Origin of the sequence: Pseudomonas hydrolytica, assembly GCF_021495345.1 — a bacterium.
Lineage (GTDB): Bacteria > Pseudomonadota > Gammaproteobacteria > Pseudomonadales > Pseudomonadaceae > Aquipseudomonas > Aquipseudomonas hydrolytica.
The window spans coordinates 1,613,643-1,640,311 of record NZ_CP099397.1; the positions used below are offsets into that span (position 1 = coordinate 1,613,643).

The window sequence follows — 26,669 nt, forward strand, 5'->3', positions numbered from 1 at the left end:
CCCATGACCCAAGCTTTCGTCCACCTGCGTCTGCACACCGAATACTCCCTGGTCGATGGCCTGGTGCGGGTCAAACCGCTGATCAAGGCCGTGGCCGGGGCCGGCATGCCGGCGGTTGCTGTCACCGACATGAGCAACATGTGCTCGCTGGTGAAGTTCTACAAGACGGCCATGGGCGCCGGGGTCAAGCCGATCTGCGGCGCCGATATCTGGATGGCCAGCGCCGAGGAAGACGGCCCGCTGACGCGCCTGACCCTGCTGGCGATGAACCCCAAGGGCTATCGCAACCTCACCGAGCTGATTTCCCGCGGCTGGGCCGAGGGGCAGAGCAACGACCTGGTGATCATCCAGCGTGAGTGGGTCAAGGACGCGGCCGAAGGCCTGATCGCGCTGTCCGGCGCGCGCGAAGGCGAAGTCGGCCTGGCGTTGCTGGCCGGTGACGAAGCCCTGGCGGAAACGCGCCTGCGCGAGTGGATGGCGGTGTTCCCGGACCGCTTCTATCTGGAAGTGCAGCGCACCAGCCGTGTCGGCGACGAGGAATACCTGCACGCCGCGGTGGCCCTGGCCGATCGCGTCGAGGCGCCGCTGGTGGCGACCAACGACGTGCGCTTCATCAAGCAGGACGACTTCGAGGCGCACGAAACCCGCGTCTGCATCGGCGAGGGCCGTACCCTGGATGACCCGCGCCGGCCGCGGCATTACTCCGACCAGCAGTACCTCAAGACTCCGGCGGAAATGTGGGAGCTGTTCTCCGATCTGCCGGAAGCCCTGGAAAACACCGTCGAGATCGCCAAGCGCTGCAATATCGATGTGCAGCTGGGCAAGTACTTCCTGCCGGACTTCCCCACGCCCAACGGCATGGGCATCGACGACTACCTGCGTCATGCCTCCTTCGAGGGCCTGGAGGAGCGTCTACAGGTCCTGCTGCCCAAGGACACGCCGGATTACGAGGCGAAGAAGCAGGTCTACGTCGACCGCCTCAACTTCGAGCTGGACATCATCATCCAGATGGGTTTCCCCGGTTACTTCCTGATCGTGATGGACTTCATCCAGTGGGCCAAGAACAACGGCGTGCCGGTCGGCCCAGGCCGTGGTTCGGGTGCCGGCTCGCTGGTGGCCTATGTGCTGAAGATCACCGACCTGGATCCCCTGGCCTACGACCTGCTGTTCGAACGCTTCCTCAACCCCGAGCGGATTTCCATGCCCGACTTCGACGTCGACTTCTGCATGGACGGCCGCGACCGGGTGATCGACTACGTGGCCGAGAAATACGGGCGTAACGCGGTCAGCCAGATCATCACCTTCGGCTCGATGGCGGCCAAGGCGGTAGTGCGCGACGTGGCGCGGGCGCAGGGCAAGTCCTACGGCCTGGCCGATCGCCTGTCGAAGATGATCCCCTTCGAAGTGGGCATGACCCTGGAGAAGGCCTACGAGATGGAGGAGCCGCTGCGCGAGTTCCTCAAGAACGACGAGGAAGCCCAGGAAATCTGGGACATGTCGCTCAAGCTCGAAGGCATCGTGCGCGGCACCGGCAAGCACGCCGGCGGCGTGGTGATCGCACCGACCAAGCTCACCGACTTCTCGCCGATCGCCTGTGACGAGGAGGGCGGCGGCCTGGTGACCCAGTTCGACAAGGACGACGTCGAGCAGGCCGGCCTGGTCAAGTTCGACTTCCTCGGTCTGCGCACCCTGACCATCATCAAGTGGGCGATGGAAACCATCCACCGCATCCAGAAGCGTGACGGCGCCGCGGACGAGGAACTGGTCAACATCGACTTCATCCCGCTGGATGACAAGAAGACCTACGACATGCTGCAGAAGGCGGAGACCACCGCGGTCTTCCAGCTCGAATCGCGCGGCATGAAGGAGCTGATCAAGAAGCTCAAGCCCGACTGCCTGGAAGACATGATCGCACTGGTGGCGCTGTTCCGTCCCGGCCCGCTGCAGTCCGGCATGGTGGATGACTTCATCAACCGTAAGCACGGCCGCGCCGAGCTGTCCTATCCGCACCCGGATTACCAGTACGCAGGCCTGGAGCCGGTGCTCAAGCCCACCTACGGCGTCATCCTGTACCAGGAACAGGTGATGCAGATCGCTCAGGTAATGGCTGGCTACACCCTCGGCGGCGCCGACATGCTGCGTCGCGCCATGGGCAAGAAGAAGCCCGAGGAGATGGCCAAGCAGCGCGGCGGCTTCATCGAGGGCTGTGCCAACAACGGCATCGATGCCGACCTGGCCGGCAACATCTTCGACCTGGTGGAAAAGTTCGCCGGTTACGGCTTCAACAAGTCGCACTCCGCTGCTTATGGCCTGGTGTCGTATCAGACTGCCTGGCTCAAGGCGCATTACCCGGCGCCCTTCATGGCCGCGGTGCTGTCGGCGGATATGCACAACACCGACAAGGTGGTGATCCTGGTGGAGGAGTGCCGCAACATGAAGTTGCGCATCGATCCGCCGGACGTGAACGTCTCCGAATTCAAGTTCACCGTCAACGACGACGGCCGCATCGTCTACGGCCTCGGTGCGGTCAAGGGCGTGGGCGAGGGGCCGGTGGAGGCCATCGTCGAATGCCGCGCCGAGGGCGGGCCGTTCAAGGACCTGTTCGACTTCTGCAACCGCGTCGACCTCAAGCGCATCAACAAGCGCACCCTCGAAGCGCTGATCCGCAGCGGCGCGCTGGATCGCCTCGGCCCCTACTACCAAGACGAGCTCAAGGCCTACCAGGCCAGCGTGGACAAGAACCGCGCCGTGCTGCTGGCATCCATGGAAGAGGCCGTGCAGTCCGCCGAGCAGACCGCGCGCAGCGCCGAGAGCGGCCATATGGACCTGTTCGGCGGCCTGTTCGCCGAGCCCGAGGCGGATGTCTATGCCAACCACCGCAAGGCCCGCGAACTGCCGATCAAGGAACGCCTGAAAGGCGAGAAGGACACCCTGGGCATCTACCTGTCCGGCCACCCCATCGACGAATACGAAGGCGAGATTCGCCGCTTCGCCCGCCAGCGCATCGTCGAGCTCAAGCCCGCGCGCGACACCCAGACCATCGCTGGGATGATCGTCAACCTGCGGGTGATGAAGAACAAGAAGGGCGACAAGATGGGCTTTATCACCCTGGACGACCGCTCCGGGCGCATCGAGGCCTCGCTGTTCGCCGATGCCTTCGCCAGTAACCAGGCGCTGCTGCAGAACGATGCGCTGGTGGTGGTTGAAGGCGAAGTCAGCAATGACGACTTCTCCGGTGGCCTGCGTCTGCGCGCCAAGCGCGTGATGAGCCTGGAAGAGGCGCGGACCGGTCTGGCCGACAGCCTGCGCGTGAGGGTCGCCAGCGAAGCGCTCAAGGGCGATCGCCTGCGCTGGCTGGCCGAATTGTGCAGCAAGCACAGGGGCGCCTGCCCGGTGACCGTCGACTACAGTGGCGATGAGGCACGCGCCTTGCTTCAATTCGGCGATGCCTGGCGAATCGACCCGGCCGACACTTTGATTCAGGCATTGCGTGACCAGTTCGGGCGCGACAACGTCTTTTTGCACTACCGCTGATGCGAGAGGGGGCTGGTCTCCCTCTTCGCGCAGCAGACTCGACCCGCAGCGCCCCATCCCTTAAGGTAGGGCGCCACATGGATAAAGCTCCCCGGCCACTTGGCCGTCGACGCAAGACGGATGACTATGAACCCGAATTTCCTCGATTTCGAACAGCCGATCGCCGACCTGCAAGCCAAGATCGAAGAGCTACGCCTGGTTGGCAATGACAACGCGCTGAACATCGGCGACGAGATCGCCCGCCTGCAGGACAAGAGCAGTGCGCTGACCGAAAGCATCTTCGGCAACCTCACCAGCTGGCAGATCGCCCAGTTGGCACGCCATCCGCGCCGCCCCTACACCCTGGATTACATCCAGCACATCTTCACCGAGTTCGACGAACTGCATGGCGACCGTCACTTCTCCGATGACGCCGCCATCGTCGGTGGTGTCGCCCGTCTCGGCGAGCAGCCGGTGATGGTCATCGGTCACCAGAAGGGCCGCGAAGTGCGCGAGAAGGTGCGCCGCAACTTCGGCATGCCGCGTCCCGAGGGCTACCGCAAGGCCTGCCGCCTGATGGAGATGGCCGAGCGCTTCAAGATGCCGATCCTCACCTTTATCGACACCCCCGGCGCCTACCCGGGCATCGATGCCGAGGAGCGCGGCCAGAGTGAGGCCATCGCCTGGAACCTGCGCGTCATGGCGCGTCTGAAGACCCCGATCATCGCCACCGTGATCGGTGAAGGCGGCTCCGGCGGCGCGCTGGCCATCGGCGTCTGCGATCAGCTGAACATGCTGCAGTACTCCACCTACTCGGTGATCTCGCCGGAAGGTTGCGCCTCGATCCTCTGGCGTACCGCCGAGAAGGCCCCGGATGCCGCCGAAGCCATGGGCATCACCGCCGAGCGTCTGAAGGACCTGGGTATCGTCGACCAGGTGATCGCCGAGCCGCTGGGCGGCGCACACCGCGATCCGGCTGCGGCATCCGAGTCGATCCGTCAGGAGCTAACCAAGCAACTGGCCAGCCTGCAGAAGCACGACACCAAGGCGCTGCTGGAGCGTCGTTACCAGCGCCTGATGAGCTACGGCATCGCCTGAGTTTCTCAACGGCTGTTGTAGGGTGTCGCGGGGCCGCCCAGGCTGTGCGCACCAATGGCTGTAGCGCCGGTATCTTGGTGCGCACGGCGCACCCTACGATATCTATCGCACGCCACCACGGGCCTTCGGGCCCGTTGTTGTTTAAGCTTGGCCGATGACCAATCTCACCATTCGCCTGCGTCAGGCCATGCAGCCGTGGCGCACGGCTCCTGCCTGGCGTATCGCCTTCTCCGGTGGCCTGGACTCCAGCGTGCTGCTGCATCTGCTCGCCGACTGGGCCGAGCACGAGGAGTTGCCGCCGCTCTCCGCCATTCATGTCCATCATGGCCTGCAGCCGGCTGCCGATGCCTGGCCTGAGCATTGCGCGCAGGTCTGCGCGCGGCTGGATATTCCCCTGGACATCGTCAGGGCGCAGGTGGCGCCGGGGGCCAGTCTGGAGCAGGCCGCGCGGCGGGCGCGCTATGCGGCGTTCGCTGAGCGGCTGGGCCCTGGCGAGATTTTGCTCGGTGCCCAGCATCGCGACGACCAGGCCGAAACCCTGCTGTTTCGTCTCCTGCGTGGGGCTGGCGTGCGCGGCCTGGCGGCCATGCCGGGCAGCCGCTCACTGGGTTGCGGCACTCTGCTTCGGCCCTTGCTCGGCTGCTCGCGGGCCGAATTGCATGCCTATGCGCAGAACCGTGGGCTTGCCTGGGTCGAGGATCCGAGCAATGCCGACGAGCGTTTCAGTCGCAATTTCCTGCGCAGGCAGGTGATGCCGCTGCTGGCCGAGCGCTGGCCGCAGCTAGCTGCAAGCCTTTCACGCAGCGCCGGCCATCTGGGCGAGGCCCAGCAGCTGTTGGAAGAGCTGGCCGAGATGGATCTGCTGGCTGCTCGTGGCGTTTGCGCTTTGCCCTGGTTGCCGTTGCCTTCCCTGGATGTGTCGGCCGTGGCCGCGCTGAGCGATGCGCGTCAGCGCAATCTGCTGCGGCATTGGTTGGCGCTCCTGAGCCGAATGCCCGACAGCGACCATTGGGCCGGTTGGTATGACCTGCGTGATGCGGCTGCGGATGCGACGCCGATCTGGAAACTGGCCGATGGCGAGCTGCGCAGGGCGGAGGGGCGGCTCTGGTGGCTCAGCGGGGAGTGGTTGAGGCCGCCGCAGCCGCTTGATCTACCCTGCGGTGCGCTTGGCGAACCTGTCGAGTTGCCTGGCAATGGCTGTGTGCATCTGGCTGGCGAGCTGCCGCGGGCTCGCTGGCATCTGCGTTACCGCCGGGGTGGCGAGTCGCTGCTGCTGCCGGGGCGTGGTCATCGTGACCTCAAGCGCCTCTTGAACGAATGGCGTGTGCCGGCCTTCGTGCGGCCGCGTCTGCCCTTGCTGTTCGATGGGGGCGAGCTGGTGGCGGTGGCGAACCTGACGCAAGCGCCAGGAATGGCGGCGAGCGGGGTGCGTCTGCACTGGTCGCCGCCTATCGGTGATCGAGGTTTGAGCTGGTAAGGCCTTTCGGGTAGACTACGCTCCCGTCTTACTACAGCTTTTGCCGACTCCCTCAGGGAGCTTGGCGAGCTTGCCATTGTGTTGTCGATGGCGCTCCTTCGCTTTCCCCGGCGGCACTGACCGCTTAAACGCAGACTTCTAGGGTTTTTCATGACGCGCTACATCTTCGTCACGGGTGGTGTTGTTTCTTCATTGGGGAAAGGCATCGCCTCGGCTTCACTGGCGGCCATCCTGGAGGCGCGGGGCCTGAAGGTCACCATGCTCAAGCTGGACCCTTACATCAACGTCGATCCGGGCACCATGAGCCCGTTCCAGCACGGTGAGGTGTTCGTCACCCATGACGGCGCCGAGACCGACCTCGACCTGGGTCACTACGAGCGCTTCATCCGCACCACGATGAGCAAGAGCAACAACTTCACCACCGGCCGCGTGTACGAAGACGTGCTGCGCAAGGAGCGCCGTGGTGACTACCTGGGTGCGACCATCCAGGTCATTCCGCACATCACCGACGAAATCAAGCGTCGCATCATCAAGGGCGCCGGCGATGCCGACGTGGCCCTGGTGGAAATCGGCGGCACCGTTGGCGACATCGAGTCGCAGCCGTTCCTCGAAGCCATTCGCCAGCTGCGCGTGGAAGTGGGCGCCAAGCGCGCCATGCTGATGCACCTGACTCTGGTGCCGTACATCGCCACCGCCGGCGAGACCAAGACCAAGCCGACCCAGCACTCGGTCAAGGAGCTGCGCTCCATCGGCCTGCAGCCGGACGTGCTGGTGTGCCGCTCCGACCACCCGATCGACGTGTCTTCGCGTCGCAAGATCGCCCTGTTCACCAACGTCGAAGAGCGCGCGGTGATCAGCCTGGAAGACGTCGACACCATCTACAAGATTCCGGGCGTTCTGCATGCCCAGGGCCTGGATGACTTCGTCGTCGAGCGTTTCGGTCTGGAGTGCGGCGGTGCCGACCTGTCCGAGTGGGATCGCGTGGTCGATGCCAAGCTCAACCCGGAGAAAGAAGTCACCATCGCCATGGTCGGCAAGTACATGGAGCTGCTCGATGCGTACAAGTCGCTGATCGAAGCGATGAGCCACGCCGGCATCCAGAACCGCACCAAGGTCAACCTGCGTTATATCGACTCCGAAGACATCGAGAACCAGGGCACCGGCCTGCTCGAAGGCGTCGATGCCATCCTGGTCCCGGGCGGCTTCGGTCTGCGCGGCGTGGAAGGCAAGATCAAGACCGTGCAGTACGCCCGCGAGAACAAGATCCCTTACCTGGGCATCTGCCTCGGCATGCAGGTGGCGGTCATCGAGTATGCCCGTAACGTGGTGGGCTGGACCGATGCCAACTCCACCGAATTCGACATGGCCAGCCAACACCCGGTGGTCGGCCTGATCACCGAATGGCAGGACGCCGCGGGCAGCGTCGAGCAGCGCAGCGAGAACTCTGACCTGGGCGGCACCATGCGCCTGGGTGCGCAGGACTGCCAGCTGCAGGCCGGCTCCAAGGTGCACGATTGCTACGGCAAGGACGTGATCGTCGAGCGTCACCGTCACCGTTACGAAGTGAACAACAACCTGCTGCCGCAGCTGACCGAGGCTGGCCTGAAGGTCACCGGTCGTTCCGGCGACGGCGCGCTGGTGGAAGTGGTCGAGGCGCCGGATCATCCGTGGTTCGTCGCCTGCCAGTTCCACCCTGAATTCACCTCCACGCCGCGTGACGGTCACCCGCTGTTCAGCGGTTTCGTCAACGCCGCGCTGGCGCAGAAAGCGAAGAAGGCCTAAGACATGGCGCAGAAGATCATCAAGGTTCGCGATATCGAGATCGCCAACGACAAGCCGTTCGTGCTGTTCGGTGGCATCAACGTGCTCGAGTCGCGTGACCTGGCCATGCAGGCCTGCGAGGAATACGTGCGGGTGACCGAGAAGCTCGGCATCCCCTACGTGTTCAAGGCCAGCTTCGACAAGGCCAACCGTTCCTCCATCACCTCCTTCCGCGGCCCTGGCCTGGAAGAGGGCATGAAGATCTTCGAAGAGGTGAAGAAGACCTTCGGCGTACCGGTGATCACCGACGTCCACGAGCCGCATCAGGCGGCTGTTGTGGCCGAAGTGTGCGACATCATCCAGCTGCCGGCCTTCCTCTCGCGGCAGACCGACCTGGTGGTGGCCATGGCCAAGACCGGTGCGGTGATCAACATCAAGAAGGCGCAGTTTCTCGCCCCGCAGGAAATGAAGCACATCCTCACCAAGTGCGAAGAGGCCGGTAACGATCAACTGATCCTCTGCGAGCGCGGTTCCTCCTTCGGTTACAACAACCTGGTGGTGGACATGCTCGGCTTCGGCATCATGAAGCAGTTCGAATACCCGGTGTTCTTCGACGTGACCCACGCCCTGCAGATGCCGGGTGGTCGCGCCGACTCCGCTGGTGGCCGTCGTGCCCAGGTCACCGACCTGGCCAAGGCCGGCATGAGCCAGGGTCTGGCCGGTCTGTTCCTCGAGGCGCATCCGGACCCGGAAAACGCCAAGTGCGATGGCCCGTGCGCCTTGCGCCTGAACAAGCTGGAGCCTTTCCTCACCCAGCTCAAGCAGCTTGACGATCTGGTGAAGAGTTTTCCGCCAATCGAGACTGCCTGAAGCCGACGCAATCCGGTAAAGTGCCGCCCGAGAAAAATCCCCCTGACCCGTGAGTCAGAGTGAGCCGCCGATCTGCCCTCGGGTAGCGGCGGCCCAGCGCAGCCTGCTGCTGCCGTCTTATCGTCAACCTTTGGAGCGTTATCAAGAATGGCAAAGATCGTCGACATCAAGGGTCGTGAGGTTCTCGACTCCCGTGGCAACCCCACCGTGGAAGCCGATGTAATTCTGGAAGGTGGCATTGTCGGCAGCGCGTGCGCTCCGTCCGGCGCCTCCACCGGCTCGCGCGAGGCGCTGGAGCTGCGTGACGGCGACAAGAGCCGTTACCTGGGCAAGGGCGTGCTGAAAGCCGTCGCCAACATCAACGGCCCGATTCGCGACCTGCTGCTGGGTAAGGACGCGACCGATCAGCAGGCGCTGGACCGCGCGATGATCGAGCTCGACGGTACCGAGAACAAGGCCAAGCTGGGCGCCAACGCCATCCTCGCCGTGTCCCTGGCCGCTGCCAAAGCCGCTGCTCAGGCCAAGGGCGTGCCGCTGTATGCGCACATCGCCGACCTGAACGGCACCCCGGGTGTCTACTCCATGCCAGTGCCGATGATGAACATCATCAATGGCGGCGAGCATGCCGATAACAACGTCGACATCCAGGAGTTCATGGTCCAGCCGGTCGGCGCCAAGAATTTCGCCGATGCCCTGCGCATGGGCGCCGAAATCTTCCACCACCTCAAAGCCGTACTGAAGGCCCGTGGCCTGAACACTGCCGTGGGTGACGAAGGCGGCTTCGCGCCGAACCTGGCCTCCAACGAAGACGCCCTGGCCGCCATCGCCGAGGCCGTGGCCAACGCCGGCTACAAGCTGGGTGACGACGTGACCCTGGCGCTGGACTGCGCTTCCAGCGAATTCTTCAAGGACGGCAAGTACGACCTGGAAGGCGAGGGCAAGGTATTCGACGCCGCCGGTTTCGCCGACTACCTGGCTGGCCTGACCCAGCGTTACCCGATCATCTCCATCGAAGACGGCATGGACGAGTCGGACTGGGCTGGCTGGAAGGTGCTGACCGACAAGATCGGCGCCAAGGTGCAGTTGGTTGGCGACGACCTGTTCGTGACCAACACCAAGATCCTCAAGCGCGGCATCGACGAGAAGATCGGCAACTCGATCCTGATCAAGTTCAACCAGATCGGCTCGCTGACCGAGACCCTGGAAGCCATCCAGATGGCCAAGGCCGCCGGCTTTACCGCGGTGATCTCGCACCGCAGCGGCGAAACCGAAGACAGCACCATCGCCGATCTGGCCGTGGGTACTGCCGCAGGTCAGATCAAGACCGGTTCGCTGTGCCGTTCCGACCGCGTTTCCAAGTACAACCAGCTGCTGCGCATCGAAGAGCAGCTGGGCGGCAAGGCTCCGTACAAGGGCCGTGCCGAGTTCCGCGGCTGATCACTGCGTGGTAGAAAAGGGCGACGCAAGTCGCCCTTTTTCGTGGACGCTTCGTCGATCCCTGGGAACCATTGCACGGATGCAGGTACCGAAACCCCATGTCACTCATCAGTCGGCTTCTTTTCAAGCATGAATGCAGCCCCTACCATGCCGATGACTCAATCTGCGAGCCGCTCCATGCGTAGTCCGTATTGGCTGTTCATCGTGCTGATCCTTTTGCTGGCCGGTCTGCAGTATCGACTGTGGATAGGCGATGGCAGCCTGGCTGCCGCGAGCCGTCTGCAGCAACAGATCGCCGAGCAGCAGGGCGAGAACGAGCGCCTGCTGGAACGCAACCGCATCCTCGAGGCCGAGGTGATGGAGCTCAAGCGCGGCATGGAGACCGTGGAAGAGCGGGCGCGTCATGAGCTGGGCATGCTCAAAGAGGGCGAAACCCTCTATCTGCTGACCGAATGAGCACGAAATTCTGGCTGGTGGTCCCGGCCGCCGGCGTCGGTGCGCGAATGGCCGCTGATCGGCCCAAGCAGTACCTGCAAGTCGGCGGGCGCTGCGTCATCGAACACACCCTCGACTGTTTTCTCGATCATCCCGACCTGTTGGGCGCCGTGGTGTGCCTGGCTGCGGACGACCCCTACTGGCCGCAACTGGCAGTAGCCAGTGATCCGCGCGTAAGGCGTGCGCCAGGCGGGCGTGAGCGCGCCGACTCGGTACTGGCGGGGCTCGATGCGTTGCAGGCGGCCGGCGCAGGTGAGCAAGACTGGGTGCTGGTGCACGATGCAGCGCGGCCCAATCTGGCGCGCGAAGATTTGCAACGGTTGCTGGCCGTTCTGGCGGACGACCCGGTCGGCGGTCTGCTCGCGGTGCCTGTGCGTGACACCCTCAAGCGTGCCGACGCGGATGGGCGGGTGGCGCAAACCGTCGATCGCAGCCAGATTTGGCAGGCCTATACGCCCCAGATGTTCCGCCTTGGGGCGCTGAGCCAGGCGCTGCGTGGCGCGCTGGCGGCAGGCGTGCCGATCACCGATGAGGCCTCCGCGCTGGAGTGGTGCGGGCAATCATCGCGTCTGGTGGAGGGGCGGGCGGACAATCTCAAGATCACCCGCCCCGAGGACCTGGCCTGGTTACGCCAGGCCTGGGTCGAACGCGACCGGCAGCGCTGAGATCAGCTGGGGCGCTGCTTGCCGATATTGCGTTCCAGCACCGTACCGAGCTTGTCGATGGCGCCCTCCAGTGCCTGTTCCAACTGATCGGCGTTATGGCTGACCGAGACCGGGTCTCGACCCTTGAGGCGAGCCTCCAGTTGGCAGCGCTTGTCCTGGCCGCCGCTCTTGTGGCTGTTCTCGTCGTTGAAATGCACTTCGATGCGGGTCAGATGATCCTCGAAACGCTTGAGTTTGTCGGTGACCCGACCGCGTACTCGGTCTTCCAGGGCGGCAGAACCGTGGATGTGGTTATCGCTGTTGACCATGACTTGCATGAGGCTTTCCTTCTGTTGCCAGGGGGAACGCGGCGTCAGCGCCGCTGAAAGAGTCCTGCTTTCAGTATGGCCTTGCCGATCCCCCACGGTTCAACCGTTGGCTGTGACATTCTGTTGCGGGAGGTACTCGATGCGCTCGCTCAAGCCCGCCTTGAGGTGGTCGACCAGTTGGCGCACTTTCGGCGAGAGATGCCGTTGCTGCGGGTAGAGCGCCCAGACCGCGGTATTCGGCGGGCGGTGCTGTTGCAGCAGGGACACCAGTGCGCCGCTGGCCAGATGCTCCAGCACGTAGTAATCGGGTAGCTGGCACAGGCCGAAACCACGCAGCGCCGCATCGAGTACCGCCTGGCCGCTGTTGCAGCGCCAGTTGCCCTGCACGCGCAACTGCGTCTCCCGTCCGTTGTCGACGAAGCTCCAGTGATCGCTGCTGCCGATCAGGCAGTTGTGTCGGGCCAGTTCGGAGAGCGAGTGCGGGCGCCCGTAGCGCTGCAGATACTCGGGGGCCGCGCACAGGTACATTTCTCGCGGGGCCAGGCGCGCGGCCATCAGGCGCGAGTCCTGCAGGCGACCCAGGCGTATGGCCAGGTCCAGGCCTTCGTGCAGCAGGTCGAGCTGGCGGTTGGACAGTTCTATCTCCACGCGCAACTGCGGATGCCGCGCCATGAAGTCGTTGACCAGCGGCACGATGAAACGCTCGCCATACGCTACCGCGCAGGTCATGCGCAGCAGCCCCTTGGGTTCAGCGCCGAGATCGCCAACCGCGCGCAGGGCTTCTTCGCGGGCATCCTGCAGGCGCTGGCAGTGTTGCAGAAACAACTGGCCGGCCTCGGTCAGCGCCACCCGCCTGGTGCTGCGGTAGAACAGGCGGCTCTGCAGGCGTTCTTCCAGGCGTGCCACCTGGCGGCTGACTTGTGACGTGGACAGCCCCAGGCGCTCGGCGGCGGCGCTGAACTGGCCGCATTCTGCGACGGCGACGAATTCGTCGAGCCCTTCCCAGCGATTCATCGATGCTTTTTCTCCTGTGCCCGATTGCATCCTGCACTTGTAGGAGCCCGCTTGCGGGCGATGTAAGGAGGCCCAATATTATCCCTATATGGCAATAATGTTTTGCTCTTCTGCTGATTGTCTCGCCTGGTATGTGAACTAGACTGCCGGCCATTGTCCACGACTCCCCCGGAGAGCTGTCATGATCAAGTCCCGCGCCGCCGTCGCCTTCGCCCCGAACGAGCCCCTGAAAATCGTCGAAGTGGATGTGGCGCCGCCCAAGGCCGGTGAAGTGCTGGTGCGCATCGTCGCGACCGGCGTCTGCCACACCGACGCCTACACCCTGTCCGGCCAGGACAGCGAGGGCGTGTTCCCCTGCATTCTCGGTCATGAAGGGGGCGGTATCGTCGAGGCGGTGGGCGAGGGCGTCACCTCGCTGGCGGTCGGCGATCACGTGATTCCGCTGTACACCGCCGAATGCGGCGAGTGCAAATTCTGCAAATCCAACAAGACCAACCTGTGCAGCTCCGTGCGTGCCACCCAGGGCAAGGGCCTGATGCCCGACGGCACCAGTCGCTTCTCCTACAACGGCGAGCCGATCTACCACTACATGGGCTGCTCGACCTTCTCCGAGTACACCGTGCTGCCGGAAGTCTCCCTGGCCAAGATTCCCAAGGAGGCGCCGCTGGAGAAGGTTTGCCTGCTCGGCTGCGGCGTGACCACCGGCATTGGCGCCGTGCTCAATACCGCCAAGGTCACCGAAGGCTCCACCGTGGCCATCTTCGGTCTGGGCGGCATCGGCCTGGCGGCCATCATCGGCGCCAAGATGGCCAAGGCTGCGCGCATCATCGGCATCGACATCAACCCGGCCAAGGAAGCCGTGGCGCGTGAGCTGGGGCTGACCGACTTCGTCAACCCGAAGGAGCACAGCAAGCCGATCCAGGAAGTCATCGTCGAGATGACCGACGGTGGCGTCGACTACAGCTTCGAGTGCATCGGCAACGTGCAGCTGATGCGCGCCGCGCTGGAGTGCTGCCACAAGGGCTGGGGCGAGTCGACCATCATCGGCGTGGCGCCGGCCGGTGCCGAGATCAGCACCCGCCCGTTCCAGCTGGTCACCGGTCGCGTCTGGCGCGGCAGCGCCTTCGGTGGTGTGAAGGGCCGTACCGAACTGCCGGGTTATGTGCAAAAGGCGCAGAGCGGCGAGATTCCGCTGGATACCTTCATCACCCACAACCTGCCGCTGGATCAGATCAACGAAGCGTTCGAGCTGATGCACGAAGGCAAGAGCATTCGTACCGTCATTCATTTCTGATGACGCGCCGCACGGCCGATGGTCGTGCGGATTCTTTCGTAGGGTGCGCGGGGCCGCCTGGGCTGCGCGCACCGCTAACCCTGGTGCGCACGGCGCACCCTACGGAGTGGTCATGACCCTCGAAATCGTTTCCAGCAACAAGAGCTTCGGCGGCTGGCACAAGCGCTACCGCCATCGCTCCAGCAGCCTCAACTGCGACATGGTGTTCGCCGTCTACCTGCCGCCGCAGGCCGAGCAGGGCGCCAAGCTGCCGGTGCTGTACTGGCTGAGCGGGCTGACCTGCACCGACGAGAACTTCATGCAGAAAGCCGGCGCCCAGCGCATGGCCGCCGAACTCGGGCTGATCATCGTCGCGCCGGATACCAGCCCGCGCGGCGAAGGGGTGGCCGACGACGCCAACGGCGCCTATGACTTCGGCCTCGGCGCGGGTTTCTACGTCAACGCCACCCAGGAGCCTTTCGCGCGCCACTACCGCATGTACGACTACGTGGTGCAGGAGTTGCCGGCGCTGATCGAGGCCAATTTCCCGGTCTCAGACAAGCGCGGCATCGCCGGCCACTCCATGGGCGGGCACGGTGCGCTGATCTGTGCGCTGAAGAATCCGGGGCGCTATCGCTCGGTATCGGCTTTTGCCCCCATCAGCAACCCGATGAACTGCCCCTGGGGCGAGAAGGCCTTTTCGCTGTACCTGGGCGAGGAGCGTTCGCGCTGGCGCGAGTGGGATGCCAGCGTGCTGATCGCCGAAGCCAGCGAGAAACTGCCGATCCTGGTCGATCAGGGCGATCGCGACGACTTCCTCGAAGGCCAGCTCAAACCCCAGGCATTGCAGGCTGCCGCCAAGGCCGCCGGTCATCCGCTGACGCTGCGCATGCAGCCGGGCTATGACCACAGCTACTACTTCATCGCCAGCTTTATCGACGAGCACCTGCGTCATCATGCCGAAGCGCTGGCGTAGGAGGGGCGGGGCCGCCTAGGTTGCGTGCAACAGGGCAGACTCCGGTTCTCGGTGGTGCGCACGGCGCACCCTACTGCAGTCTGTGCATGTAGAATCACGCCCTGACTTTTTCAGGGCGTTGTTCTTTATGCGTATCGGTCATGGCTATGACGTACACCGCTTCGGCGAAGGCGATTTCATCACCCTCGGCGGCGTACGGATTCCCCATAAATTCGGTCTTGTCGCTCATTCCGACGGCGACGTGCTGCTGCACGCGCTGAGCGATGCCCTGCTCGGTGCGGTGGCGCTGGGCGATATCGGCAAGCACTTCCCCGATACCGATCCGACCTTCAAGGGCGCCGACAGCCGCGCCCTGCTGCGCCATGTGATGAGCCTGGTGCGGGGCAAGGGCTACGCCGTGGGCAATGTCGACGCCACCATCATCGCCCAGGCGCCGAAGATGGCGCCGCATATCCAGAGCATGCGCGAGCGCATTGCCGAAGACCTCGGCGTCGAGCTGGATCAGGTCAACGTCAAGGCTACGACCACCGAGAAGCTCGGCTTCACCGGGCGCGAGGAAGGTATTGCGGTGCACGCCGTAGCCTTGCTGGTCAAGGCATGAACGAGCTGCAGCTGCTGGGGCCGCGGGCCCATGGCGAAGCCTGCGGGCGCGCCGTGCTCAAGGCCAGTGCCGAGGATTTTCAGGTCGACGAGGTGCTGGACATTCCGCTCACGGGGCAGGGCGAACACCTGTGGCTGTGGGTGGAAAAACGCGGTCTGAACACCGAGGAGGCGGCGCGGCGCATCGCCCGCGCCGCCGGCCTGCCGCTCAAGGCGGTCAGCTACGCCGGGCTCAAGGATCGACAGGCGCTGACCCGGCAGTGGTTCAGCCTGCACCTGCCGGGCAAGGCCGATCCCGACCTGGCCGCTGCACAGGACGATGACCTGGCCATCCTGCGCAGCCAGCGGCACAACCGCAAGCTGCAGCGCGGCGCCCATTCGGCCAATGGTTTCACCCTGCGCCTGACAGCCCTCGAAGCGGATCGCGATGCCCTGGAGCAGCGCCTGCAGCGCGTCGCGGAGCAGGGCGTGCCCAACTACTTCGGCCTGCAGCGCTTCGGCTTCGACGGTGGCAACGTCGTGCAGGCTAGAGACTTCGCCGCCCGCCAGGAGCTGCCGGTGCAGCGCAACCTGCGTTCGCGCCTGCTCTCCGCGGCGCGCAGTCACCTGTTCAATCAGGTACTGGCCCGTCGCGTCGCCGCAGGCACCTGGAACCAGGCGCAGATCGGCGATCTGCTGGCCTTTACCGGCAGCCGCAGTTTCTTCCTGGCCGGCGAGGCCGAATGCGGCGATCCGCGCCTGGCCATTCTCGACCTGCATCCGACCGGGCCGCTGTGGGGCGACGGGCCGCTGCCGACCGGCGGCGCTACGCAGATGCTGGAGCAGAGCGTGGCCGACGAGGCCGGGCAATTGGTGGACTGGCTGGTCAAGGCGGACATGGCGCACGAACGGCGCATTCTGCGCCTCCCCATCGGCGGCCTGTCATGGCATTATCCGGAACCCGATATTCTGCAACTTGCATTCGTCCTGCCGGCCGGATGTTTCGCCACCGTGGTGGTGCGCGAACTTCTCGATCTGGTGCCAGCAGGGCAGACGGATACTCCATGCGAATTCTGATTTCCAACGACGACGGGGTGAACGCACCCGGCATCGCCGCGTTGCACCAGGCGCTGGCCGATTATGCCGAGTGCGTGGTGATTGCCCCTGCCGAAGACAGGAGCGGTGCCAGCAGTGCGCTGACCCTCGACCGTCCGCTGCACCCCATGGCCCTGAGCAATGGTTACATCAGCCTCAATGGCACGCCGACCGATTGCGTGCACCTGGGGCTCAACGGCCTGCTCGAACAGACCCCGGACATGGTCGTCTCCGGCATCAACCTGGGCGCCAACCTGGGTGATGACGTGCTCTATTCCGGCACCGTCGCCGCCGCGCTGGAAGGCCGCTTCCTGGCCAGGCCGGCGTTCGCCTTTTCGCTGCTCTCGCGTCTTCCCGACAATCTGCCCACCGCCGCCTATTTCGCTCGCAAGCTGGTCGAAGCGCACGAGCGCCTCGAACTGCCGCCGCGTACCGTGCTCAATGTCAACGTGCCGAATCTGCCGCTGGAGCATATCCGTGGCGTGCAACTGACCCGCCTGGGCCATCGCGCACGCGCGGCGGCGCCGGTCAAGGTGGTCAACCCGCGCGGCAAGGAAGGCTACTGGATCGCCGCCGCCGGCGATGTCGAGGACGGCAGCCAGGGCACCGATTTCCATGCCGTGATGCAGGGTTATGTATCGATCACGCCGTTACGGCTCGATCGCACCTTCAATGAGGCTCTCGAAACTATGGATGGCTGGTTGGAGGGCATCTTCTGATGCGTGGCCAGGACGATATGCAGCGCCGCGGGATCGGCATGACCTCGCAGCGCACCCGTGAGCGATTGATTCAGCGTCTTTACGAAGAGGGGCTGTCCAACGCGCGGGTGCTCGAGGTGATTCGGCGCACGCCGCGCCATCTGTTCGTCGACGAGGCGCTGGCGCACCGTGCCTATGAGGACACGGCGCTGCCCATCGGGCACAACCAGACCATTTCCCAGCCTTATATGGTCGGCCGCATGACCGAGCTGCTGCTGGCTGCCGGCCCGCTGGACAAGGTACTGGAGATCGGCACCGGTTCCGGCTACCAGACCGCCGTGCTGGCGCAACTGGTGGAGCGGGTGTTCTCGGTCGAGCGGATCCAGGTGCTGCAGGACCGCGCCAAGGAGCGTCTGGCCGAACTCAGCCTGCGCAACGTGGTCTTTCGCTGGGGTGATGGCTGGGAAGGTTGGAATGCGCTGGGGCCATACAACGGCATCATCGTCACCGCGGCGGCGGCGCAGGTTCCGCAGGCGCTGCTCGACCAACTGGCGCCCGGTGGCCGTCTGGTCATCCCGGTCGGCGCGGGAGATGTGCAGCAACTGCTGCTGATCGTGCGCGAAGAGCATGGTTTTTCTCGCCATGTGCTGGATGCGGTGCGTTTCGTCCCCTTACTCAACGGGCCGCTGGCCTGACCGCTCTTTCATTTCTGGAAGGATCCATGAAGAAACACTTCCTGCTCTATGCCAAGGGTATGGCCATGGGCGCTGCCGATGTGGTGCCGGGCGTGTCCGGTGGCACCATCGCCTTCATCAGCGGCATCTACGACGAGCTGTTGCGTTCCATCGCCAGTATTCCCGAGGCGCTCGTGCTGCTGTTGCGCGGGAAGCTCAAGGACGCCTGGCAGATGGCCAATGCGACCTTCCTTCTGGTGCTTTTCGGCGGCATCCTGACCAGCATCGTGACCCTGGCGCGGGTGATCACCTATCTGCTGGAGCATCATCCGGTTCCGGTCTGGTCGTTCTTCTTCGGTTTGATCCTGGTGTCCTGTTATTTGGTCGGCCGTGAAATCAGGCGCTGGAACTGGAGCCGGGCGCTGAGTTTTCTGCTCGGCATGGCCTTCGCCTACTGGATTACCGTGGCCGCGCCGGTACAGTGGGGCAGCGATCTGCCGACGCTGTTCCTCGCGGGCGCCATCGCCATCTGCGCCATGATCCTGCCGGGGGTTTCCGGCAGTTTCATCCTGCTGCTGCTCGGGCTCTATTCGGTCGTGCTGGGCGCGGTGAAGGAGCTCGACTTTGCCGTGCTGGGGGTGTTTGCCGCTGGCTGTCTGGTCGGGCTTCTGAGTTTTGCGCGTTTGCTCAGCTGGCTGCTGGCACGCTGGCGCGACCTCAGCCTGGCGTTTCTCACCGGGCTGATGCTGGGTTCTCTGAACAAGGTATGGCCCTGGAAGGAGACCCTGAGCTGGCGCATTGACAGCAAGGGTGCGCAGGTACCGCTGCTGCAGAACAATCTGCTGCCCGGGCATTTCGCCGAGGTCAGCGGTCAGGACCCGCAGCTGCTGCTGGCCGTGCTGCTGGCGGCAGGCGGCATCGCACTGGTGCTGGGTTTGGAATGGCTGGCCGGGCGCCAGCCGGCCGATGATGGTCGTGCCAGATAAATCCGGCACAATAGCCGCCATATTCGGAATCGTTCAGGGAGCAGTTGGGTGAGTTGCACTGCCGTTCACGTGCTAGTTCGCAGAGCTGCAGGCTTTCGCCTGTGGCTCGCCTTGCTTGCCGCCAGCGCATTGGCCGGTTGCGCCAGTCCGCCACCGGGTGGCGTTCAGGTGGTCGACCGCGGGCATAATCAGGGCAGCGCTCCGGTGGTGCAGCGTCAGCCGGTACGCAGCGGTCATTACGTGGTGCAGCGTGGCGATACGCTCTATTCCATTGCCTTTCGTTTCGGTTGGGACTGGAAGGCGTTGGCCGCGCACAATGGCCTGCGTGACCCCTACCTGATTCGTGTCGGCCAGGTCATCCGCTTCGACAACCGCCCGACCCCGGCTCAGCCGATAGCCTCGGCGCCTTCGGCTGGCAGTGCTCCGGTAGCGACGCAGCCGGCGCCCAGCCGTCCCCCGGTAGCTACCACGCCGAGTACGCAACCCACGCCAGCGCCGACCAGACCGCCTGTGGCCAGCGCGCCTGCCACCACACCGGTCACGCCGGTGAGCCGCTCTGCCAGTGGCTGGGCCTGGCCAACGCAGGGCACGGTCATCAGCCGTTTCTCCTCAAACGGTAGTTTGAATAAAGGCATTGATATCGCGGGGGAATTAGGACAGCCTGTTTTAGCTGCGTCTGATGGTTCAGTGGTGTACGCCGGGAGTGGTTTGCGGGGCTACGGCGAGTTGATCATCATCAAGCACAGCGATACCTACGTAAGTGCCTACGGTCATAACCGCAGGCTATTGGTACGGGAGGGGCAGCAGGTCAAAGCCGGGCAGAGCATTGCCGAGATGGGGTCTACAGGGGCCGACCGGGTGAAACTGCACTTCGAGATTCGCCGCCAAGGTAAACCTGTCGATCCGCTGCAGTATCTGCCACGTCGTTGATCCGCCGCCGGCCCGTCCCATCGCGTAGGAGGGACGGGCTCCGGTGTGGCCAGGAAGGTACCGCCAGAGTCTGTTGTCGAACTCAGCTAGGGACAACAACAATGGCTCTCACCAAAAAAGAAGCGCCGGAGTTTGACGTCGACGATGAACTGCTCCTCATGGAGCCAGGCATCGTTTTGGGCGAGGTTCAGAGCGATGAGGTGGAAACACCGGTCGCGCGCGCCAAGGCCAAGCACGCCACCCCCTCCAAGCAGCACAAGTACATCGACTACACCCGGGCGCTCGACGCCACTCAGCTGTACCTCAACGAAATCGGTTTCTCCCCCCTGCTGACTCCCGAGGAGGAAGTGCACTTCGCGCGCCTGGCGCAGAAGGGCGATCCTGCCGGGCGCAAGCGCATGATCGAAAGCAACCTGCGCCTGGTGGTGAAGATTGCTCGGCGTTACGTCAATCGCGGCCTTTCCCTGCTCGACCTGATCGAGGAGGGCAATCTGGGCTTGATCCGCGCCGTGGAAAAATTCGATCCGGAGCGGGGGTTCCGTTTTTCGACCTATGCGACCTGGTGGATCCGCCAGACCATCGAACGGGCCATCATGAACCAGACGCGAACCATCCGTTTGCCGATTCATGTGGTCAAGGAGCTCAACGTCTACCTGCGTGCGGCTCGCGAACTGACCCAGAAGCTCGACCACGAGCCCTCTGCGGAAGAAATTGCCAACCTGCTGGAAAAACCGGTGGGCGAGGTCAAGCGCATGCTCGGCCTCAACGAGCGGGTGTCCTCGGTGGACGTCTCGCTCGGTCCGGACTCGGACAAGACCCTGCTCGATACCCTGACCGATGATCGACCGACCGATCCCTGCGAGCTGTTGCAGGACGATGATCTGTCGCAAAGCATCGATCAGTGGCTGTCGGACCTGACCGACAAGCAGCGCGAAGTCGTCGTGCGCCGCTTCGGTCTGCGCGGGCACGAAAGCTGTACCCTGGAAGAGGTGGGACAGGAGATCGGCCTGACGCGCGAGCGTGTGCGGCAGATCCAGGTCGAGGCGCTCAAGCGTCTGCGCGAAATTCTTGAGAAGAATGGCCTGTCCAGCGATGCGTTGTTCCAGTAGACCCATGCCCTGATCACCAACCCGGCTTCGGCCGGGTTTTTTATGCGCGGGCATGTAAGCCATTGCTTACAGATGTTGTCAGTGTTTGTGCCGCGTGGCCGAGGATATCTGGCTTCCATGAGCCGAGATTTTTTATAAGTTCATGATTATCAAGAAATTTTAAGTTTCCGACGAATGAGCGCGAACCCTTGCGGAGTATTTCGATCGGGTTGTGCTGAATGCCGTAGCGGCTAATATCACACCCGTGCTCAGGGACAAGCACAGGTCATCAGGATGATGATCAGGACTATCGCAAGATGCGATCCATCAGGACGATGAGTTGGGAAACAAAGGGACTAGGGAATAAAAGTGGGCGGCGCAAGCCGCCCCTTTTTTTGCCTGCGATTTCTTGGGGCCGCCCGTTTCGCCACGGCAACGATCAAAAATTGCCCCGCAGAAACGAGAAGACCCGCACTCGGCGGGTCTTCGTGTTTCCAGGCGAACTCAGCGCTCCAGATACTGCAGCTTGTCCTTCACGCCATCCCATTCCTCGGCGTCCGGCAGGGCTTCCTTCTTCTCGGTGATGTTCGGCCAGACTTCTGCCAGGTCGGCGTTCAGCTCGATGTATTCCTGCATGTCCTCGGGCACTTCGTCCTCGGAGAAGATCGCCTGAGCCGGGCACTCGGGTTCACACAGGGCGCAGTCGATGCACTCGTCCGGGTGGATCACCAGGAAGTTCGGGCCTTCATAGAAGCAGTCAACCGGGCAGACTTCCACGCAGTCGGTGTATTTGCATTTGACGCAGTTGTCGGTAACGACGAAGGTCATGTCTGATTCTCTCCTCGGGCGGCGGCCTGCGCCCTTTCTGCGAAGGGCTGTCAGGCGCTCTGTCTGTGGCCGCGGCTCAGGCTATAAACCGGGCGGTCGTAAAATTGCGCGCGATTCTAGCAGCTTGTTGTAGTGAGCGTTAGATCTGCGTCTTCCACGTATATAACAGCTCCAGCGCCTTGCGTGGCGTTAGATCATCCGGGTTGATCTTGTGCAATTGCTCAAGCAGCGGGTGCGGCACGCTGGCGAACAGGTCACTTTGCATCGGCACCTGCGGCTGGCCGGGCTCCTGGCGCGGCAGGTCATGGGGCAGACTGGTGGCTTCCAGGCGCGCCAGGTGCTCGCGCGCGCGGCTGATTACGCTGCCCGGTACGCCCGCCAGTTGCGCCACCGCCAGGCCATAGCTCTGGCTCGCCGGCCCGGGCTGGACGTGATGGAGGAAAACGATGCGCTCGTTGTGCTCGGTGGCCGAGAGGTGCACGTTGGCCACCACCGGCTCGCTTTCCGGCAGCACCGTCAGCTCGAAGTAGTGGGTGGCGAACAGGGTGAAGGCGCGCAGGCGCGCCAGGTGCTCGGCCGCCGACCAGGCCAGCGACAGACCATCGAAGGTGCTGGTGCCACGGCCGACTTCGTCCATCAGCACCAAGCTGCGCTCGCTGGCGTTGTGCAGGATGTTGGCGGTTTCGCTCATCTCCACCATGAAGGTGGAGCGGCCGCCGGCCAGGTCGTCGGAAGAGCCGATCCGGGTGAAGATGCGGTCGACCAGCGACAGCTCGCAGGCCGCTGCCGGGACGAAGCTGCCGATATGCGCCAGCAGCACGATCAGGGCGGTCTGGCGCATGTAGGTGGACTTACCGCCCATGTTCGGCCCGGTGATGATCAGCATGCGGCGGTTGTCGTCGAGATTCAGATCGTTGGCCACGAAGGGGGTGGTCAGCACCTGCTCGACCACCGGGTGGCGACCCCGATCGATACGCATGCACGGCTCGTCGACGAAGCGCGGGCGGTTCAGGTCCAGATTCAGCGCACGCTCGGCCAGGTTGCTCAGCACGTCCAGTTCGGCCAGTGCTGCAGCGCTGTCCTGTAGTGGTGCCAGGTGACCGATTAGGCGCTCGAGCAGCTCGTCGTAGAGCATCTTCTCGCGGGCCAGGGCGCGGCTCTTGGCCGACAGTGCCTTGTCTTCGAATTCCTTGAGCTCCGGGGTGATGAAGCGCTCGGCGCCCTTCAGGGTCTGCCGACGTATGTAGTCGGCCGGCGCCGATTCGGCCTGCTTGGTCGGCAGCTCGATGAAATAGCCGTGCACGCGGTTGTAGCCGACCTTGAGGTTGGCCAGGCCGGTGCGAGCCTTCTCGCGCGCTTCCAGATCCATGAGGAACTGGCCGGCGTTCTCGCTCATCGCCTGCAGCTCGTCCAGTTCGGCGTCATAGCCGGTCTTCAGCACGCCGCCGTCGCGAATCACCGCGGGCGGATTGTCGATGATGGCGCGGGCCAGCAGGTCGGCCAGTTCCGGGTAGGTGGCGATGGAGGTGGCCAGCTGCTGCAGGTGTGGCGTGTCCAGTGTGGTCATTGCCTGCTGCAGGTCCGGCAGCGCGGCCAGGGCGTCTCGCAGGCGCGCCAGGTCGCGCGGGCGCGCGTTGCGCAGGCCGATACGGGCGAGGATGCGCTCGAGGTCGCCGATCTCCTTGAGCTGCGGCTGCAGGGTTTCGAAACGGTAGCCGTCGAGCAGACAGGCGATGGCGTCCTGGCGCGCCTCCAGCACCGCGCGATCGCGCAGCGGACGGTTCAGCCAGCGACCCAGCAGACGGCTGGCCATGGCGGTCTGGCAGCGGTCCATGACCGATTGCAGGGTGTTGTCGCGACCGCCGGAAAGGTTGACGTCCAGCTCCAGGTTGCGGCGGCTGGCGCCATCGAGGATCACCGTGTCGTCCAGGCGCTCGTGACGCAGGCTGCGCAGGTGGGGCAGGGCGGTGCGCTGGGTTTCCTTGGCATAGCTCAGCAGGCAGCCGGCGGCGCCGATGGCCAGGGTCAGGTTCTCGCAGCCGAAGCCTTTCAGATCCTGAGTGCCGAACTGCTGGCACAGGCTCTTGAAGGCGCTGTCGCGGTCGAAGTCCCAGGGCGCACGCCGACGCGAGCCCTTGCGTTTTTCAGCCGGCAGGCCCTGCGGCCAGTCGTCCGGGATCAGCAGTTCGGCGGGGCTCAGGCGCTCCAGCTCGGCCAGCAGGTTTTCCCAGCCCCTGATCTCCTGCACGCTGAAACGGCCGCTGGTGATGTCCAGCACGGCCAGGCCGAACAGACGCTCGTCGCCCAGCACGGCGGCCAGCAGGTTGTCGCGGTGCTCGTCGAGCAGCGCTTCGTCGCTGATGGTGCCGGGGGTGATGATGCGCACCACCTGGCGTTCCACCGGCCCCTTGCTGGTGGCCGGATCGCCGATCTGCTCGCAGATCACCACCGACTCGCCGAGCTTGACCAGCTTGGCCAGGTAGCCCTCGACCGAGTGGAAGGGAATGCCGCACATGGGAATCGACTGACCGGCGGACTGGCCGCGTGCGGTCAGGGTGATATCCAGCAGTTTCGCGGCTTTCTTCGCGTCTTCGTAGAAGATCTCGTAGAAATCCCCCATGCGGTAGAACATCAGCTGGTCCGGGTGCTGGTTCTTCAGCTTCCAGTATTGCTGCATCATCGGGGTGTGCTGAGAGAGGTCCGTCATGGTCTCGACTGTCCGGCTTAAATCGCAAAAGCGCCTAGTGTAGGGTATCGGCCTGACTCGTTTCACCCCGGAGAAGATATGGATTCAATCAGCCAACTGGCCGCGCAACTGGGCCGGCAACTGCAAGACGCCGGCGCCCAGGTGACCACTGCCGAGTCCTGCACCGGGGGTGGCATCGCCGAGGCCATCACGCGTATCCCCGGCAGCTCGGCCTGGTTCGAGGCCGGCTACGTCACCTACTCCAACGCGCAGAAGAGCAAGCAGCTGGGTGTGTCGGCCGAGCTGTTCGCCACCGTTGGGGCGGTCAGCCGCGAGGTGGTCGAGGCCATGGTGCGCGGCGCTCAGGCCCATAGTGGTGCGCGCTATGCGGTGGCGGTCAGTGGTGTGGCGGGGCCCGACGGCGGTTCGCCGGAGAAGCCGGTAGGCACCGTATGGCTGGCCTGGGGCGATGGCGAGCGGCTGTACAGCGTGCGCAAACAGTTCGCAGGGGATCGCCAGGAAGTTCGCCGACAAACGGTCGAGACCGCTCTGGCGGGGCTTTCGCGCCTGCTTGCAGAGGAAAATCCGTCTGCGGGGTAGGCGGGCGACTTGCCCTGTGGAATAATACTGGCTACTTATACAGTTGTTGGCGGCCGCTGAGGCCCTACTGAATACGCGAGGATGGTAATGGACGAGAACAAGAAGCGCGCCTTGGCGGCTGCCCTGGGCCAGATCGAGAAGCAGTTCGGCAAGGGCGCGGTGATGCGCATGGGCGACCATGAGCGTCAGGCCATTCCGGCCATCTCCACCGGTTCGCTGGGGCTGGACATCGCCCTCGGCATCGGCGGCCTGCCGAAGGGCCGTATCGTCGAAATCTACGGGCCGGAATCCTCCGGTAAGACCACCCTGACCCTGTCGGTGATCGCCGAGGCGCAGAAGAACGGCGCCACCTGTGCCTTCGTCGACGCCGAGCACGCGCTGGATCCCGATTACGCCGGCAAGCTCGGCGTCAACGTCGACGACCTGCTGGTGTCGCAGCCGGACACCGGCGAGCAGGCACTGGAAATCACCGACATGCTGGTGCGCTCCAACGCCATCGACGTGATCATCGTCGACTCCGTGGCCGCCCTGGTGCCCAAAGCGGAGATCGAAGGCGAGATGGGCGACATGCACGTCGGCCTGCAGGCGCGCCTGATGAGCCAGGCGCTGCGCAAGATCACCGGCAACATCAAGAATGCCAACTGCCTGGTGATCTTCATCAACCAGATCCGCATGAAGATCGGCGTGATGTTCGGCAGTCCGGAAACCACCACCGGCGGTAACGCGCTGAAGTTCTACTCCTCGGTTCGTCTGGACATCCGCCGCACCGGCGCGGTCAAGGAAGGCGAGGAAGTGGTCGGCAGCGAGACCCGCGTGAAGATCGTCAAGAACAAGGTGGCCCCGCCTTTCCGCCAGGCCGAGTTCCAGATCCTCTACGGCAAGGGCATCTACCGCAACGGCGAGATCATCGACCTGGGCGTGCAGCAGGGCCTGGTCGAGAAATCCGGCGCCTGGTACAGCTACCAGGGCAACAAGATCGGCCAGGGCAAGGCCAATGCCGCCAAGTTCCTGGAAGACAACCCGGCGGTGGCCCGCGAAATCGAAGGCCAGATCCGCGAGAAGCTGCTGGTCAGCGGTGCGCCGGTCAAAGCCGCGGCGGACGAGCTGGCTGACGCCGAAGTCGACTTCTAAGCCATTGGAGCATGACCGCCGTGCTGGATAACCCGCTCGCCGTGAGGCGGGCGGCCATGGACCTGCTGGCGCGACGCGAACACGGGCGAGTGGAGCTGACCCGAAAGCTGCGCAAGCGCGGCGCCCCGGATGAGCTGATCGACGGCGCCCTGGATCGTCTGGCGGAAGAGGGGTTGCTGTCGGAGGCGCGCTATCTGGAAAGCTTCGTCGCCTATCGCGCCCGTGCCGGCTATGGTCCGCAGCGCATTCGCGAAGAGCTGGGGCAGCGCGGTCTGGCGCGTGGCGATATCGACCAGGCGCTGCGCGACAGCGGGATCGACTGGTTCGAGCAGCTACGTGAGACCTGGCAGCGCAAGTACGCTGGCCGGCTACCTAATGATGCCCGCGAGCGTGCCCAGCAGGGGCGCTTTCTCGCCTATCGCGGCTATTCCCTGGATATGATCGGGCGCCTGTTGCGCGGCTGCGACGAGTGATCGTAGCGTCGCGT

Annotated in this window: 24 protein-coding genes; 20 read left to right on the forward strand and 4 right to left on the reverse strand. The window is 64.2% G+C overall.

Going from position 1 to position 26,669, the window contains the following annotated elements; translation table 11 throughout:
* Positions 1 to 3: 3 nt before the first annotated feature.
* The 8 genes from dnaE (at position 4) to ispD (ending at position 11,316) form a co-directional block, all read left to right on the forward strand.
* On the forward strand, positions 4 to 3,534 hold the full coding sequence (dnaE, locus tag L1F06_RS07400; protein WP_129484124.1) for a DNA polymerase III subunit alpha: 3,531 nt from the start codon (positions 4 to 6) through the stop codon (positions 3,532 to 3,534).
* A gap of 126 nt (positions 3,535 to 3,660) precedes the next feature.
* Positions 3,661 to 4,611, forward strand: coding sequence for an acetyl-CoA carboxylase carboxyltransferase subunit alpha (locus tag L1F06_RS07405; protein ID WP_003244224.1), 951 nt, complete (start codon positions 3,661 to 3,663; stop codon positions 4,609 to 4,611).
* Positions 4,612 to 4,765: 154 nt separating this feature from the next.
* Positions 4,766 to 6,088 carry a tRNA lysidine(34) synthetase TilS gene (tilS, locus tag L1F06_RS07410; RefSeq protein ID WP_129484125.1) on the forward strand — a complete coding sequence of 441 codons (1,323 nt, stop codon included), beginning with the start codon at positions 4,766 to 4,768 and terminating at the stop codon, positions 6,086 to 6,088.
* Positions 6,089 to 6,238: 150 nt separating this feature from the next.
* On the forward strand, positions 6,239 to 7,870 hold the full coding sequence (pyrG, locus tag L1F06_RS07415) for a CTP synthase (protein WP_252576746.1): 1,632 nt from the start codon (positions 6,239 to 6,241) through the stop codon (positions 7,868 to 7,870).
* Positions 7,871 to 7,873: 3 nt separating this feature from the next.
* On the forward strand, positions 7,874 to 8,719 hold the full coding sequence (kdsA, locus tag L1F06_RS07420) for a 3-deoxy-8-phosphooctulonate synthase (protein ID WP_129483175.1): 846 nt from the start codon (positions 7,874 to 7,876) through the stop codon (positions 8,717 to 8,719).
* A gap of 147 nt (positions 8,720 to 8,866) precedes the next feature.
* On the forward strand, positions 8,867 to 10,156 hold the full coding sequence (eno, locus tag L1F06_RS07425; protein ID WP_003244233.1) for a phosphopyruvate hydratase: 1,290 nt from the start codon (positions 8,867 to 8,869) through the stop codon (positions 10,154 to 10,156).
* A gap of 177 nt (positions 10,157 to 10,333) precedes the next feature.
* On the forward strand, positions 10,334 to 10,612 hold the full coding sequence (locus L1F06_RS07430) for a septum formation initiator family protein (RefSeq protein ID WP_003244235.1): 279 nt from the start codon (positions 10,334 to 10,336) through the stop codon (positions 10,610 to 10,612).
* On the forward strand, positions 10,609 to 11,316 hold the full coding sequence (ispD, locus tag L1F06_RS07435) for a 2-C-methyl-D-erythritol 4-phosphate cytidylyltransferase (RefSeq protein ID WP_129483174.1): 708 nt from the start codon (positions 10,609 to 10,611) through the stop codon (positions 11,314 to 11,316). The genes L1F06_RS07430 and ispD overlap by 4 nt, the downstream gene beginning before the upstream one ends.
* Before the next feature lie 2 nt (positions 11,317 to 11,318).
* On the opposite strand, the gene L1F06_RS07440 is transcribed toward ispD, so the two are convergent.
* Together L1F06_RS07440 and L1F06_RS07445 are read right to left on the reverse strand one after the other, a co-directional pair.
* Entirely contained in the window at positions 11,319 to 11,633 is a 315-nt protein-coding gene (locus tag L1F06_RS07440) for an HPF/RaiA family ribosome-associated protein (RefSeq protein ID WP_003244239.1), read from the reverse strand.
* 90 nt (positions 11,634 to 11,723) lie between these two features.
* Entirely contained in the window at positions 11,724 to 12,638 is a 915-nt protein-coding gene (locus L1F06_RS07445) for a LysR substrate-binding domain-containing protein (protein ID WP_129483173.1), read from the reverse strand.
* 181 nt (positions 12,639 to 12,819) lie between these two features.
* Between L1F06_RS07445 and L1F06_RS07450 the strand changes: the two genes are divergently transcribed.
* The 9 genes from L1F06_RS07450 to rpoS all read left to right on the forward strand — a co-directional run bounded on the left by L1F06_RS07450 (position 12,820) and on the right by rpoS (position 20,958).
* Positions 12,820 to 13,932, forward strand: a complete 1,113-nt coding sequence (locus L1F06_RS07450; protein ID WP_129483172.1) for an S-(hydroxymethyl)glutathione dehydrogenase/class III alcohol dehydrogenase — start codon at positions 12,820 to 12,822, stop codon at positions 13,930 to 13,932.
* A gap of 112 nt (positions 13,933 to 14,044) precedes the next feature.
* A complete protein-coding gene (fghA, locus tag L1F06_RS07455) occupies positions 14,045 to 14,887 on the forward strand; it encodes an S-formylglutathione hydrolase (protein WP_003244243.1) in 843 nt (280 codons plus the stop codon).
* Between the two features lie 127 nt (positions 14,888 to 15,014).
* Positions 15,015 to 15,488 carry a 2-C-methyl-D-erythritol 2,4-cyclodiphosphate synthase gene (gene ispF, locus L1F06_RS07460; RefSeq protein ID WP_012019169.1) on the forward strand — a complete coding sequence of 158 codons (474 nt, stop codon included), beginning with the start codon at positions 15,015 to 15,017 and terminating at the stop codon, positions 15,486 to 15,488.
* Positions 15,485 to 16,543, forward strand: a complete 1,059-nt coding sequence (gene truD, locus L1F06_RS07465; protein WP_129483171.1) for a tRNA pseudouridine(13) synthase TruD — start codon at positions 15,485 to 15,487, stop codon at positions 16,541 to 16,543. Before ispF ends, truD begins: the two co-directional genes overlap by 4 nt.
* On the forward strand, positions 16,531 to 17,280 hold the full coding sequence (gene surE / locus L1F06_RS07470) for a 5'/3'-nucleotidase SurE (protein WP_003244246.1): 750 nt from the start codon (positions 16,531 to 16,533) through the stop codon (positions 17,278 to 17,280). Before truD ends, surE begins: the two co-directional genes overlap by 13 nt.
* Entirely contained in the window at positions 17,277 to 17,954 is a 678-nt protein-coding gene (locus L1F06_RS07475; protein ID WP_395504816.1) for a protein-L-isoaspartate(D-aspartate) O-methyltransferase, read from the forward strand. The genes surE and L1F06_RS07475 overlap by 4 nt, the downstream gene beginning before the upstream one ends.
* A gap of 26 nt (positions 17,955 to 17,980) precedes the next feature.
* The gene (locus tag L1F06_RS07480) at positions 17,981 to 18,919 is read left to right on the forward strand and encodes a polyprenyl-phosphate transporter (RefSeq protein WP_003244249.1); all 939 of its coding nucleotides are present in this window, start codon (positions 17,981 to 17,983) and stop codon (positions 18,917 to 18,919) included.
* Positions 18,920 to 18,967: 48 nt separating this feature from the next.
* On the forward strand, positions 18,968 to 19,849 hold the full coding sequence (locus L1F06_RS07485) for a peptidoglycan DD-metalloendopeptidase family protein (RefSeq protein WP_012019166.1): 882 nt from the start codon (positions 18,968 to 18,970) through the stop codon (positions 19,847 to 19,849).
* A gap of 101 nt (positions 19,850 to 19,950) precedes the next feature.
* The gene (gene rpoS, locus L1F06_RS07490; RefSeq protein ID WP_003244254.1) at positions 19,951 to 20,958 is read left to right on the forward strand and encodes an RNA polymerase sigma factor RpoS; all 1,008 of its coding nucleotides are present in this window, start codon (positions 19,951 to 19,953) and stop codon (positions 20,956 to 20,958) included.
* Between the two features lie 483 nt (positions 20,959 to 21,441).
* On the opposite strand, the gene fdxA is transcribed toward rpoS, so the two are convergent.
* Complete coding sequence (fdxA, locus tag L1F06_RS07495; protein ID WP_012019164.1) at positions 21,442 to 21,765, reverse strand: ferredoxin FdxA; 324 nt, start codon at positions 21,763 to 21,765, stop codon at positions 21,442 to 21,444.
* Positions 21,766 to 21,904: 139 nt separating this feature from the next.
* Positions 21,905 to 24,472: a DNA mismatch repair protein MutS gene (gene mutS, locus L1F06_RS07500; RefSeq protein ID WP_129483170.1), complete on the reverse strand. Its 2,568-nt coding sequence runs from the start codon at positions 24,470 to 24,472 to the stop codon at positions 21,905 to 21,907.
* Positions 24,473 to 24,550: 78 nt separating this feature from the next.
* Here mutS and L1F06_RS07505 point away from each other — a divergent pair, with 78 nt between their 5' ends.
* The 3 genes from L1F06_RS07505 (at position 24,551) to recX (ending at position 26,655) form a co-directional block, all read left to right on the forward strand.
* Positions 24,551 to 25,051, forward strand: a complete 501-nt coding sequence (locus tag L1F06_RS07505) for a CinA family protein (RefSeq protein WP_012019163.1) — start codon at positions 24,551 to 24,553, stop codon at positions 25,049 to 25,051.
* Between the two features lie 87 nt (positions 25,052 to 25,138).
* Complete coding sequence (gene recA / locus L1F06_RS07510; RefSeq protein WP_012019162.1) at positions 25,139 to 26,182, forward strand: recombinase RecA; 1,044 nt, start codon at positions 25,139 to 25,141, stop codon at positions 26,180 to 26,182.
* Positions 26,183 to 26,193: 11 nt separating this feature from the next.
* Positions 26,194 to 26,655 (forward strand): recombination regulator RecX, encoded by a 462-nt coding sequence (gene recX / locus L1F06_RS07515; RefSeq protein ID WP_041772931.1) that lies wholly within the window; start codon positions 26,194 to 26,196, stop codon positions 26,653 to 26,655.
* Positions 26,656 to 26,669 lie beyond the last annotated feature (14 nt).

Coding starts and splice junctions, on each gene's coding strand:
- fghA (WP_003244243.1), top strand. CDS start 14,045: ATGACCCTCGAAATCGTTTCCAGCAACAAGAGCTTCGGCGGCTGGCAC.
- L1F06_RS07440 (WP_003244239.1), bottom strand. CDS start 11,633: ATGCAAGTCATGGTCAACAGCGATAACCACATCCACGGTTCTGCCGCC.
- L1F06_RS07450 (WP_129483172.1), top strand. CDS start 12,820: ATGATCAAGTCCCGCGCCGCCGTCGCCTTCGCCCCGAACGAGCCCCTG.
- L1F06_RS07505 (WP_012019163.1), top strand. CDS start 24,551: ATGGATTCAATCAGCCAACTGGCCGCGCAACTGGGCCGGCAACTGCAA.
- L1F06_RS07430 (WP_003244235.1), top strand. CDS start 10,334: ATGCGTAGTCCGTATTGGCTGTTCATCGTGCTGATCCTTTTGCTGGCC.
- L1F06_RS07405 (WP_003244224.1), top strand. CDS start 3,661: ATGAACCCGAATTTCCTCGATTTCGAACAGCCGATCGCCGACCTGCAA.
- ispF (WP_012019169.1), top strand. CDS start 15,015: ATGCGTATCGGTCATGGCTATGACGTACACCGCTTCGGCGAAGGCGAT.
- dnaE (WP_129484124.1), top strand. CDS start 4: ATGACCCAAGCTTTCGTCCACCTGCGTCTGCACACCGAATACTCCCTG.
- recX (WP_041772931.1), top strand. CDS start 26,194: ATGACCGCCGTGCTGGATAACCCGCTCGCCGTGAGGCGGGCGGCCATG.
- surE (WP_003244246.1), top strand. CDS start 16,531: ATGCGAATTCTGATTTCCAACGACGACGGGGTGAACGCACCCGGCATC.
- ispD (WP_129483174.1), top strand. CDS start 10,609: ATGAGCACGAAATTCTGGCTGGTGGTCCCGGCCGCCGGCGTCGGTGCG.
- tilS (WP_129484125.1), top strand. CDS start 4,766: ATGACCAATCTCACCATTCGCCTGCGTCAGGCCATGCAGCCGTGGCGC.
- eno (WP_003244233.1), top strand. CDS start 8,867: ATGGCAAAGATCGTCGACATCAAGGGTCGTGAGGTTCTCGACTCCCGT.
- pyrG (WP_252576746.1), top strand. CDS start 6,239: ATGACGCGCTACATCTTCGTCACGGGTGGTGTTGTTTCTTCATTGGGG.
- rpoS (WP_003244254.1), top strand. CDS start 19,951: ATGGCTCTCACCAAAAAAGAAGCGCCGGAGTTTGACGTCGACGATGAA.
- mutS (WP_129483170.1), bottom strand. CDS start 24,472: ATGACGGACCTCTCTCAGCACACCCCGATGATGCAGCAATACTGGAAG.
- truD (WP_129483171.1), top strand. CDS start 15,485: ATGAACGAGCTGCAGCTGCTGGGGCCGCGGGCCCATGGCGAAGCCTGC.
- L1F06_RS07480 (WP_003244249.1), top strand. CDS start 17,981: ATGAAGAAACACTTCCTGCTCTATGCCAAGGGTATGGCCATGGGCGCT.
- kdsA (WP_129483175.1), top strand. CDS start 7,874: ATGGCGCAGAAGATCATCAAGGTTCGCGATATCGAGATCGCCAACGAC.
- recA (WP_012019162.1), top strand. CDS start 25,139: ATGGACGAGAACAAGAAGCGCGCCTTGGCGGCTGCCCTGGGCCAGATC.
- L1F06_RS07445 (WP_129483173.1), bottom strand. CDS start 12,638: ATGAATCGCTGGGAAGGGCTCGACGAATTCGTCGCCGTCGCAGAATGC.
- fdxA (WP_012019164.1), bottom strand. CDS start 21,765: ATGACCTTCGTCGTTACCGACAACTGCGTCAAATGCAAATACACCGAC.